The organism is Paenibacillus sp. MCAF9, from assembly GCF_052114265.1.
Lineage (GTDB): Bacteria > Bacillota > Bacilli > Paenibacillales > Paenibacillaceae > Pristimantibacillus.
On record NZ_JBFREL010000012.1, the window covers coordinates 147,812 to 159,420 of the forward strand.

Consider the following 11,609-nt stretch of genomic DNA (forward strand, 5'->3'; position numbering starts at 1 on the left):
GATTTGGATAAGGAGTGACAGTCTGTGGACAGCCATACCTATGATTTATGGCAGCAAGTGTTGTCGATCATACAGACGAAATTGAGCAAACCGAGCTTTGACACTTGGTTCAAAGCAACGAAAGCTAATTTTGTTGATGATTCCATGCTTGAAGTAACAGCGCCGACAACATTTGCGGCCGAATGGCTGGAGGGCCGTTATACGAAGCTAATAAGAACGACACTGTTTGAGTTTTTGGGCAGACAAGTTGATGTTCGCTTCTCTATTGAGGAACCGAAGGGTGCGGAGCCCGCATATATGTTCCCGCCGAAAGCGGTGCATTCCCCTGTCATGAATGAGGAAGCGACACCTACTCATATGCTTAACCCGAAGTATACGTTTGATACATTCGTTATCGGTGCTAACAACCGTTTTGCGCATGCAGCATCGCTAGCCGTAGCGGAAGCGCCGGCCAAAGCTTACAATCCATTGTTTTTATACGGTGGAGTCGGGCTAGGAAAAACCCACTTAATGCATGCCATTGGACACTACATCATGGATCACAACCCGAATACGAAAGTTCTTTACATCTCGTCTGAGAAATTCACCAACGAATTCATCAACGCTATCCGTGACAATCGTGGTGAAAGCTTCCGTACGAAGTATCGCAATATCGACGTTCTACTTATTGACGATATTCAATTTCTAGCCGGAAAAGAACAGACGCAGGAAGAGTTTTTCCACACCTTTAATGCGCTGCATGAGGAGCGGAAACAAATTGTCATTTCAAGTGACCGGCCTCCAAAGGAAATTCCTACGCTGGAAGAAAGGCTTCGTTCTCGCTTTGAATGGGGACTTATTACCGACATTCAGCCGCCGGATCTGGAGACGCGGATTGCAATACTGCGCAAGAAAGCACGCGCTGAGAATCTAGATATTCCTAACGAAGCGATGATCTATATCGCTAATCAAATCGATACAAATATTCGTGAACTGGAGGGTGCCCTTATTCGGGTAGTCGCCTATTCATCCTTGATAAATGCAGACATTACGTCGCATTTGGCGGCAGAAGCGCTTAAGGATATCATTCCTTCCAGCAGACCTAGAATGATTACGATGCATGATATTCAGACGAAGGTTGGGGAGTTCTACGGGCTGCGGCTAGAGGAATTCAAAGCGCGGAAACGAACGAAGGCGGTAGCCTATCCTAGGCAAATCGCAATGTATCTATCCAGGGAGCTCACCGATTTCTCGCTTCCGAAGATTGGCGAGGCTTTCGGCGGGCGTGACCATACAACCGTCATCCACGCACATGAGAAAATTACACAGCAGCTTAAAATAGATCAGGACCTGTACAAAATCATTCAAAACCTGACCGAAAAGATCAAAAATCATATGTGAACAACTAAGCAAGCCTATGCACAAGCTATGCACATGTGGATAGGCTTGCTTTATCGGTCTTCCATGGGGTTATCCACATATTCAGTGCCCCTACTACTACGACTACTAAAAATCTTTAAAAAAACATCATCAAATACGGGAAAACGGCTGATGCCAGCCTTTACAGGCAAAAGCTCGCTTCGCGGTGAAGTATAAGGTTTGTATAACGTTTAAAAATAAACGCGAAATCATCAACACATAACCAAATTACGCCATTTTCAAAAAAATTGTTTGTGAGAGCTCATACTTGGATGAATTTATAAGAACGCTAGGAGTGAAATCATGAAATTAACAATCTCAAAAAATGAATTAAACGATGCGATCCAGCAAGTAGCAAAGGCTGCTTCCTCACGTCCTGCTATACCTATTCTCGGCGGTATCAAAATTGAGGTTACTCATCTTGGGGTAACACTTACAGCAAGCGATACCGATATCTCTATTCAAAGCTTCATCCCTGTGGAAAGAGATCAATTCGTTATTGCACATGTGGATAAACCGGGAAGCGTCGTTTTGCCCGCAAAGTTTTTCGTGGAGATTGTAAAAAAACTCCCATCCGAGCAAGTCGTTATCGATGTGAGCAATACTTACCAGACGATGATTCGTTCGGGCTCTACTGAAATACAAATGGTCGGACTTGATCCGGAAGAATTTCCAGTACTTCCTTCCATCGAACAAAACGATATATTGCAAATGCCTGGCGATCTATTAAAAGCAATGATTCGTCAAACTGTGCTTGCAGCCTCAGCAAGTGAACAAACGCCTATTTTGACAGGTGTACTTTGGAACTTGCTTGAAGGGGAATTAAAATTTGTAGCAACGGACCGCCACCGTCTAGCAAGCCGTACGGCACAAGTTGAAACAGAAGCGCAGCTCAAATTCAGCAATGTCGTCATTTCAGCCAAAACACTAATTGAGCTATCCAAGCTCGTTCCAGAGCAAAATGCTCTTGTCGATATCGTTGTAACAGACAACCAAGTGTTGTTTAAACTCGGAAATGTATTATTTTATACACGTATCCTTGACGGAACTTATCCCGATACTTCTAAAATTATTCCGCAAACGTTCAAAACAGAACTTGTACTTGATACAAAAAATGTGATGGACGCGATTGATCGTGCCTACCTCATGTCTCGTGAGGAAAAAACGAATATCGTTCGCCTTATGACGCTTGAGGATGGAACGATTGAAATTTCATCCAGCTCGACTGAGCTTGGACGAGTAACGGAGCAGCTTGAAGCAAAAGAATTTAACGGCGAGCCTCTTCGAATCGCATTTAACTCTAAATATATGCTAGACGTCCTTAAAGTCATTGATAGCGAGCAATTGTTTATTGGCTTTACAGGCGCAATGAGCCCTATTATTATTCGTCCTATGGATCATGCTTATAGCATGTATGTCATCTTGCCTTATAGAACAACGGGCTAAATCTCAAATATAAGCAAGAAAGGGCTGACCTATTTTCATGAAAGAAATTGCCATCAAGACGGAATATATAACGCTGGGCCAATTTTTGAAGCTTTCTGATTGCATTCAAACCGGCGGTCATGCGAAGTTTTTCCTTCAAGAAAACACTGTCGTTATTAACGGAGAAGCGGACAACCGCAGAGGAAGAAAATTGTATGCTGGCGATAAAGTAGAAGTTGAAGGCTGCGGCGTCTTTACGGTAGGTAGAGAGTAACGCACCAACGGACCGGGAGGTCAAAACGTGTTTTTAACGAGCATAAAGCTGCAAAATTATCGGAACTACAGCGAGATTGACTTACAGACGCCGAATAAGGTCAATATATTTCTTGGGCAAAATGCTCAAGGCAAAACCAATTTGCTAGAGGCGATATTCGTACTTGCGTTAACGAAGTCTCATCGCACCTCTAAGGATAAGGAGCTTATTGGCTGGCAAGAAAGCTCCGCTCGCATTACTGGCGAGGTTGATAAGAAGTACGGAGCGATTAAGCTGGATCTCCTTTTCTCAGCGCAAGGAAAAAAAGCGAAAATAAACGGACTTGAGCAGCGTAAGCTCAGTGATTTCATCGGTTCGGTAAATGTCGTCATGTTTGCGCCAGAGGATCTTGAAATTGTAAAAGGAACGCCGGGAGTGCGAAGACGGTTTCTCGATATGGAAATCGGACAAGTACAGCCCGGCTATTTGTATACACTCCAGCAATATGGAAAAGTGCTGCAGCAGCGCAACAATTTTTTGAAAGCCTCCTATCCTGGAGGGGCAAATCAAACGATGCTTGAGGTGTGGAATCAGCAGCTCGCAGAGCATGGTGTTAAAATCATGAAAAAAAGGAAACACTTTATACATAAATTACAAACGTTTGCAGAACGAATACATGCAGGCATAACGAACGGGACTGAGCAGCTCACCATTGACTACCGTCCTTCTTTTGATACAGATGCCCAGCAAGATGAATCTGTTTTATTTGATCAATTTATGATAAAGTTAACACAGGTGAAAGATCAGGAGATTCGCAGAGGCGTTACGCTCGTGGGTCCGCATCGCGATGATTTGGCGTTTTTTATCAACGGCAAAGAAGCGCAAGTCTACGGCTCACAGGGGCAGCAGCGAACAACGGCCCTGTCTTTAAAATTGGCAGAAATAGAACTCATTAACGAGGAAATCGGTGAGTATCCGATTTTGCTGCTTGACGATGTGCTGTCAGAGCTTGATCAGAACCGTCAGACGCAGCTTATTGAGACATTTCAGAGCAAAGTACAAACCTTTATTACAACGACCGGCCTTGAAAGCGTGAATGTGAGCAGGCTTCAGGATGCCGGCATCTATCATGTGCATGACGGCCGAGTGACACGTTAAATTGCGAATAGGAGAGGTGGGGAAGAGGACATGTACATCCATTTGGGCGGCGAGAAAATAATTCGGGCTGCGGAGCTCGTGGCCATCTTTGATATTTCTATCGAGCAATCCTCTAAACTATCCAAGCAATTCGTTGCGGGAGCACGCAAGCGTAAGGACGTTGAAACGATAGGCGAGGAAGAGCCAAAATCGATCGTTGTAACGAAGCAAAAAATATATTATTCGCCTATTTCATCCTCTACGCTTAAGAAAAGAGCCCATCAGTTTGTGGCTAACGGCTAGAGCGAAGGCGATCAGGAACAGCAGTTGAGAGGAGCAGTGAAGTTGCATGTCTTTGGAACAGCATACGTATGACGAGAGTCAGATACAGGTCTTGGAAGGTTTAGAGGCGGTACGCAAACGTCCGGGGATGTATATTGGCTCCACTAGTGGCAAAGGTCTTCACCATCTCGTATGGGAAGTTGTTGATAACAGTATTGACGAGGCTTTGGCCGGTTATTGCTCAAAAATCGAAATTATCGTGCATGAGAATAACAGCGTAACGGTTATCGATAATGGACGCGGTATCCCTGTAGGAGAGAATGCGAAACTGAAAAAATCGACGCTAGAAGTCGTTATGACTGTTTTGCATGCGGGAGGCAAGTTCGGCGGAGAGGGCTATAAAGTATCCGGCGGCTTGCACGGGGTCGGCGTATCTGTCGTAAACGCACTGTCCGAGCTTGTCATTGTTCAAGTAAAACGCGAAGGCAATATCTATCAGCAAGAGTACCGCAAGGGTGCTCCGCAGTATGATATTAAAATTGTCGGCGAGACAACGGAAACAGGTACTCAAGTAACGTTTAAGCCTGATACAGAAATTTTTACGGAAACGACCGTATACGACTATGAGACGCTGCAATCGCGTATTCGCGAGCTTGCGTTTTTGAATAAAGGCATTGAAATTGTGCTTAGTGACGAGCGTACTGGCGTATCCAATACGTTTAAATATGAGGGCGGTATTATCGAGTTTGTAAAATACTTGAACCGCAATCGCGAACCTTTGCATGAGCTGCCAATTTATGTGGAAGGCTCGAAGGATCATATCCAAGTAGAAGTCGCTCTACAGTATAATGACAGCTACACCGAGAATATATACTCTTTCGCAAATAATATTAATACACATGAGGGCGGTACGCATGAGTCGGGCTTTAAGAGCGCACTTACACGTATTATTAACGATTATGCCCGCAAATCAAATCTCATCAGGGATAATGATTCGAATTTCTCCGGCGATGATGTGCGTGAGGGCTTGACGGCTATTATTTCTGTCAAAATCCCGGAGCCGCAATTTGAGGGACAAACAAAGACTAAGCTTGGCAACAGCGAAGTCCGCGGAATTGTAGAATCATTTTTTGCCGAGAAGCTGCAGGAATTTCTAGAAGAGAATCCTTCTGTTTCGCGTAAAATCGTAGAAAAAGGCCTATCTGCTGCTCGTGCTCGTGAAGCAGCGCGCAAAGCGCGTGAGCTGACTCGCCGTAAGAGCGCTCTGGAAGTTGGCTCTCTACCTGGTAAGCTTGCTGACTGCTCATCCAAGGATGCATCGATCAGCGAACTGTACATCGTAGAAGGTGACTCTGCCGGTGGATCTGCCAAGCAGGGCCGCGATCGTCATTTCCAAGCCATTTTGCCGCTTCGCGGTAAGATTTTGAACGTAGAAAAAGCGCGTCTCGATCGTATTCTTGGCAATGCTGAGATTCGGGCAATGATTACAGCGATGGGCACCGGTATAAGCGATGATTTTGATTTAACTAAAGCACGTTATCACAAAATCATCATTATGACGGATGCGGATGTCGATGGCGCTCATATTCGTACGCTCATCTTAACGTTCTTCTATCGCTATATGCGTGAAATTATAGACGCTGGCTATATTTATATTGCACAGCCTCCTCTATTCAAGATCGAGCGTAATAAGGTTATTCGCTACGCGCAAACCGAGAAGGAACGCGAGAAGATTTTGGCTGAATTTGGAGAAGGCGTAAAAGTAAACGTTCAGCGCTATAAAGGTCTTGGAGAGATGAACGCTACTCAGCTTTGGGAAACAACAATGGATCCTGAAAGCCGCACGATGCTCCAGGTAACGATTGAGGATGCAATTGAAGCGGATATCGTGTTTGACACGCTTATGGGCGATAACGTTGAACCACGCCGCGAATTTATTCAAAAATACGCTAGATACGTAACGAATCTAGATGTTTAAAATAAAGGATTTCGTAAAGAAGCAGCCGCCCATTATGGACGACTGCTTCTTTTTTTAAATCGGCCATAGGCGACTGCATAACGATATACTTTATGAAAAACATTTTGATCAGGCAGCTTTCGAAAGATAAATGGATCGGGTAATGTATTGACTTCCAAAATCCATGGATGCAGTTTTGCATCAATAGCGATGTCCACGCCTAGCTCTTTTATATTGGGGTAGGCACCTTGTAACTGGTTGGCAATCGTAATGCTGACTTTTCTTAATTTGTTTTTGAAGGCAGCAAGCTCTGAAGCATTAGCATGATCGCCCATGAGCCGCTCAAGTGCCATCGGAGTCCCGCCGCTGTGATAATTGGTTACTATTTTCGCAGGATGGGCGAGTCTTCCGATAATGCCAGTGGCCTCCCATTCGTTATGAGGGTTTTTCTGAACCATAACGCGAATATCGAAGCGCCGCTTTTGATGTTTTAGCAAATGGATACCTTTTTGAACAAGATAGCTTCGCTTCTTCGTTTGCCCAGCTAGCTTATGGTATAACTGGTCGAGTGTTGAGAAAAACAAGATTTTTGTCCCTAGCTGATAGCGATAACCGAGAGCAGGTACAGTAGTTCTCTCCACGCGGATGACGCCATTGCCAAACGTACCGTTTATCGGCTTGACGTAGACCATACCATATTCACTAAGCATTGACTGTAGGCTGCCGCGTCCGAATAGTTTTGTTGGGGGCATATATGAGCGCAAATAGTCAGATTTCAACATGACTTTTGTTTTGGCCCATTTGCTCGTAACGCGTTGTATGCTCAACGATTTTTCTCCTTTCAAAATGCTGCTTTTACAGGTCATCGATTTGAAATGATGCAGGAGACAGACTTTCGATTGAGTGGTATAATGAAAGTTGGGTCTGTTTATTTTATGGCAGGTTTTCATGTATGGAGAGCGGTAATTCACCTATTTTTAGCAAGTAAAGACGAAAGTTTCGCAGGAATTCCAAAAGCATGAGCGCAAAAGGTTTATATGCTCGCTTTTTGAGAAAGTAATATAAGAGTTATGTTGATTTAAGAGTAGCTATAGATGGCGTCAGGGAGGTAAATCATGGCGGAAGAACAACGTATGTCTGTAAGAGATCGAGATATTGGTACGGAGATGCGGGATTCCTTTATGGATTACGCAATGAGTATCATCGTAAGTCGCGCTCTTCCCGATGTTAGGGATGGACTTAAACCAGTGCATCGACGCATATTGTATGCGATGTCTGAGCTGGGCATGTCACCGGACAAGCCCCATAAGAAGTCAGCGAGAATTGTAGGAGAAGTAATCGGTAAGTATCACCCGCATGGTGATTCCGCAGTTTATGAGTCAATGGTACGGATGGCACAAGATTTCTCCATGCGTTATATGCTCGTAGATGGACATGGTAACTTTGGTTCAGTTGATGGCGACTCTGCAGCTGCCATGCGTTATACGGAAGCTCGTCTTTCGAAGATGGCAATGGAGTTGCTGCGCGATATCAACAAGGAAACGATTGATTTCGTTCCTAACTATGACGGTGAAGAGTCGGAACCAATTGTATTGCCAGCACGTTATCCAAACCTTCTCGTAAACGGGGTTACTGGGATAGCGGTTGGTATGGCTACGAATATTCCACCTCATAACTTGAATGAGGTTATCGACGGAGTACAGGCGCTTATTGTTAATCCTGACATTACGCCACTCGAACTCATCGAACACATAAAAGGTCCTGATTTTCCAACAGCCGGTTTTGTAATGGGCCGTATGGGGATTCGTCAAGCTTATTTGACAGGCCGTGGTTCGGTAACAATGCGAGCAAGGGCGACGATTGAAGAGAATAACGGCAAAGCGCGCATTATTGTGCATGAGCTGCCTTATCAAGTCATTAAAGCTCGTTTAGTTGAGAAAATTGCCGAGCTCGTTCGCGAGAAGAAAATTGAAGGTATTACAGATTTGCGAGATGAATCGGATCGTAACGGCATGCGCGTAGTCATTGAGCTTCGTCGCGATGTTAACCCGAGCATCGTACTTAATAATTTGTACAAGCATACACAGCTGCAATCCAACTTTGGGATTAACATGCTGGCACTCGTAAATGGTGAGCCTAAGACGCTTAACATACGCGATATGCTTTATCATTATTTACAGCATCAGATCGAGGTCATTCGTCGTCGTACGGAGTTTGATCTCAAAAAGGCTGAAGCTCGCGCACATATCTTGGAGGGCTTGCGAATAGCGCTTGACCATTTGGATGAGGTCATTGCACTCATTCGCGCTTCCCAAACAGCTGACCAAGCTCGTGAAGGCTTAATTACAAGATTCTCGCTCAGCCATGAGCAGGCGCAAGCGATTTTGGATATGCGTTTGCAGCGCCTGACTGGTCTGGAAAGAGATAAAATAGAAGCAGAGTATGCAGAACTTATGCGTAAAATTGCTGAATATAAAGCGATTCTAGCTGATGAGCAGCTTGTGCTCGATATTATTAGCACAGAGCTTGCTGAATTGAAGGAACGTTTCGGTGATGAGCGTCGTACGGAGATAATGGCAAGTGATGAGGAAATTCTCGATGAGGATCTTATTCCTCGTGAGGATGTTATCATCTCCATTACTCACACGGGCTATATCAAGCGTTTGCCGGTTGGCACTTACCGCAGCCAGAAGCGCGGCGGCAAAGGCGTTGTCGGCATGGGTACTAAGGATGATGACTTTGTTGAGCATCTATTTGTATCCAATACGCATCACTACCTGCTGTTCTTTACGAACAAAGGTAAGGTGTATAAGCTGAAAGCCTATGAGATTCCTGATCTTAACCGTACTGCACGCGGTACGCCTATTATCAACCTCATTCAAATTGAACAGGGTGAGACAATCAATGCGGTCATACCTGTACAAGAATTTGATTCGGAACATTACTTGTTCTTTGCTACAAGGCAAGGGGTTGTGAAGAAGACTCCGCTTGATGACTACGTCAACATTCGGAAAGTCGGATTGATCGCAATCTCACTTCGTGAGGACGATGATCTAATTGGCGTTAAGCTGACTGACGGCAACCAGGAAATTATTATGGGAACGGCGCAGGGCATGTCCATACGTTACTCTGAGCAGGATGTCCGTTCGATGGGACGTTCCGCTACAGGCGTGAAAGGTATCCAGCTTGATGATGAAGATACCGTTATTGATATGGATGTTATCGTACCGGATAATGATATCCTGATCGTTACCTCCAAAGGTTACGGCAAGCGGACACCAGTGGCCGATTATCGTATTCAGAACCGTGGCGGTAAAGGGATTAAGACGCTTAACGTAACCGATAAGAATGGACCGATCGTCTCACTCAAAGTGGTTGAGAATGATGAGGATCTTATGATTATGACTTCATCTGGCACGATGATTCGTACCAGCATGGAAGGCATATCTACGATGGGACGGAATACGCAAGGCGTAAGGCTGATTAATACACGCGAAGATGATACGGTAGCGACTGTTACACGTGTTGCTCGCAGTGAAGAGAATGAAGCTATAGATGAAAATGAAGAGCAAGATGGCGGCGAAACGACGCAAGAATAAATGAAAGCAGACGCAGCTGACTCCGTCGCATGACGGGTCAGCCTAGGTTTGCTTTATTTATGGGAGTACATAATTACTATTCAGGCACAAGGGGAGAGGACTCTCGTGGCAGCAGTAACATTATTACATCTCAAATTAGGCGACAAAATCATTGAAGATGTCCTCACCCCACTTGGCAGTGTTTTATTTCAAAAGGGAAAGATCGTTACCCCTAAAGAAATAGAAATATTGCAAGCATTTCTCGTCACAAGTGTCGAGATTGAATCCAATATTGATTTGAGCAAGACAAAAGAGGATACCGATGAGGATGCAAGCCAAGAACCGAGTTCAGCATTAGTCGCATCTCCCCTTCATGAAGAGTACGACAAAATGATTATTGTTTTACGCCAAGTATTTAACTCTGTTGCAGCGGGTCAAGCCATGCCGATCATGGATGTACGCAAGCAGCTAGAGAAAATGCTGGAGCACATAAAGAGCTACAACTTGCTGACCTTTGTACCGCGTCAATTTTTGGAGAAAGACTATTTGCTTCATAACAGCATTACGTCTGCATTAACCTCCTATCAAATTGCACAGTGGACGGGTTTTCCTCAAAAGGATTGGATGCAAATTGCATTTGCCGGTTTATTGCACGATATCGGCAACGTCCGAATTGACAAAGCAATCTTGACGAAGCCTAATACATTATCAACAGAAGAAAAAGAAGAAATGATGCGTCATACGGTTCTTGGGTATCAATTGCTCAAGAATGTATCTGCTCTTAATGAGGGTGTAAAGATGGCGGCGCTTCAGCATCATGAGAAGGTTGACGGAACAGGTTATCCGCTCGGCATTGATGCGACGAAGATAAACCCGTACGCCAAGATCGTAGCGATTGCTGATATATTTCATGCAATGACTTTGAACAAGGCATATAGGAAAGCTGCATCTCCGTATCTCGTATTGGAACAAATCCAAAGCGATTCCTTCGGGAAGCTGGATCCTACTTATGTCCGTACATTTGTAGAGAAGGCTACTCAGTTCCATAATGGAACGGTCGTTAAGCTTAGCGATGAACGAATTGGAGAAATTGTATTCTCGGATCGTAATTATCCGACTAGGCCTTGGGTATCCATTGAAGGTGTCATTGTAAACTTAATCGTAGACAGGCATCTTCATATTAAAGAAGTGCTCAGATAAGCGAATTCGTCAAAACTTTAAGTAAGTACAGTGTAATGATAAGGAGACTAAACGAAGTCTTCTCACCGTAACACTGTACTTACTTTTTTTATTGTATTAGAAGAATAATTAATGAATGTTAGGAAATTATATAATATGTTGTAGAAACAAGCCATTATGGCTAGCTGCAAAGGTGAAAAGAAGGTATGAAATGCTAATGCAAAAAGTTTTTCGCAAATAATGAAAAAAACACTTGCAATGCTATATACGCCTATGATATATTATCTAGGTCGCCAACGAGATACACGGTCGACAAGAGAGAAAAGATTGCTCTTTGAAAACTGAACAACGAGTAATAACTGCCTCGCAAATCCTTCGGGATAAGCGAAAAAAGCGATAA

Annotated in this window: 9 protein-coding genes; 8 read left to right on the forward strand and 1 reads right to left on the reverse strand. The window is 44.2% G+C overall.

Features of this window, described 5'->3' with window-relative positions; genetic code table 11:
- The first annotated feature begins 24 nt into the window (after window positions 1–24).
- The 6 genes from dnaA to gyrB all read left to right on the forward strand — a co-directional run bounded on the left by dnaA (window position 25) and on the right by gyrB (window position 6,473).
- Window positions 25–1,380, forward strand: a complete 1,356-nt coding sequence (gene dnaA, locus AB4Z45_RS19600) for a chromosomal replication initiator protein DnaA (RefSeq protein ID WP_076266595.1) — start codon at window positions 25–27, stop codon at window positions 1,378–1,380.
- 321 nt (window positions 1,381–1,701) lie between these two features.
- Window positions 1,702–2,844, forward strand: coding sequence for a DNA polymerase III subunit beta (dnaN, locus tag AB4Z45_RS19605; protein WP_076266596.1), 1,143 nt, complete (start codon window positions 1,702–1,704; stop codon window positions 2,842–2,844).
- Window positions 2,845–2,881: 37 nt separating this feature from the next.
- On the forward strand, window positions 2,882–3,097 hold the full coding sequence (gene yaaA / locus AB4Z45_RS19610) for a S4 domain-containing protein YaaA (RefSeq protein WP_339205835.1): 216 nt from the start codon (window positions 2,882–2,884) through the stop codon (window positions 3,095–3,097).
- 27 nt (window positions 3,098–3,124) lie between these two features.
- Entirely contained in the window at window positions 3,125–4,234 is a 1,110-nt protein-coding gene (recF, locus tag AB4Z45_RS19615; protein WP_441910994.1) for a DNA replication/repair protein RecF, read from the forward strand.
- Between the two features lie 30 nt (window positions 4,235–4,264).
- Window positions 4,265–4,516, forward strand: coding sequence for an extracellular matrix regulator RemB (gene remB, locus AB4Z45_RS19620; protein ID WP_054025778.1), 252 nt, complete (start codon window positions 4,265–4,267; stop codon window positions 4,514–4,516).
- Window positions 4,517–4,562: 46 nt separating this feature from the next.
- The gene (gene gyrB / locus AB4Z45_RS19625) at window positions 4,563–6,473 is read left to right on the forward strand and encodes a DNA topoisomerase (ATP-hydrolyzing) subunit B (protein WP_076266599.1); all 1,911 of its coding nucleotides are present in this window, start codon (window positions 4,563–4,565) and stop codon (window positions 6,471–6,473) included.
- 32 nt (window positions 6,474–6,505) lie between these two features.
- Here the strand turns inward: gyrB and AB4Z45_RS19630 are convergent, their stop codons facing one another.
- Entirely contained in the window at window positions 6,506–7,279 is a 774-nt protein-coding gene (locus AB4Z45_RS19630; RefSeq protein WP_256710812.1) for a YheC/YheD family protein, read from the reverse strand.
- A gap of 288 nt (window positions 7,280–7,567) precedes the next feature.
- Here AB4Z45_RS19630 and gyrA point away from each other — a divergent pair, with 288 nt between their 5' ends.
- Together gyrA and AB4Z45_RS19640 are read left to right on the forward strand one after the other, a co-directional pair.
- The gene (gene gyrA, locus AB4Z45_RS19635; RefSeq protein ID WP_441910996.1) at window positions 7,568–10,051 is read left to right on the forward strand and encodes a DNA gyrase subunit A; all 2,484 of its coding nucleotides are present in this window, start codon (window positions 7,568–7,570) and stop codon (window positions 10,049–10,051) included.
- Window positions 10,052–10,156: 105 nt separating this feature from the next.
- The gene (locus tag AB4Z45_RS19640) at window positions 10,157–11,230 is read left to right on the forward strand and encodes an HD-GYP domain-containing protein (protein WP_441910998.1); all 1,074 of its coding nucleotides are present in this window, start codon (window positions 10,157–10,159) and stop codon (window positions 11,228–11,230) included.
- Window positions 11,231–11,609 lie beyond the last annotated feature (379 nt).

Coding starts and splice junctions, on each gene's coding strand:
- dnaN (WP_076266596.1), top strand. CDS start 1,702: ATGAAATTAACAATCTCAAAAAATGAATTAAACGATGCGATCCAGCAA.
- yaaA (WP_339205835.1), top strand. CDS start 2,882: ATGAAAGAAATTGCCATCAAGACGGAATATATAACGCTGGGCCAATTT.
- remB (WP_054025778.1), top strand. CDS start 4,265: ATGTACATCCATTTGGGCGGCGAGAAAATAATTCGGGCTGCGGAGCTC.
- gyrB (WP_076266599.1), top strand. CDS start 4,563: ATGTCTTTGGAACAGCATACGTATGACGAGAGTCAGATACAGGTCTTG.
- gyrA (WP_441910996.1), top strand. CDS start 7,568: ATGGCGGAAGAACAACGTATGTCTGTAAGAGATCGAGATATTGGTACG.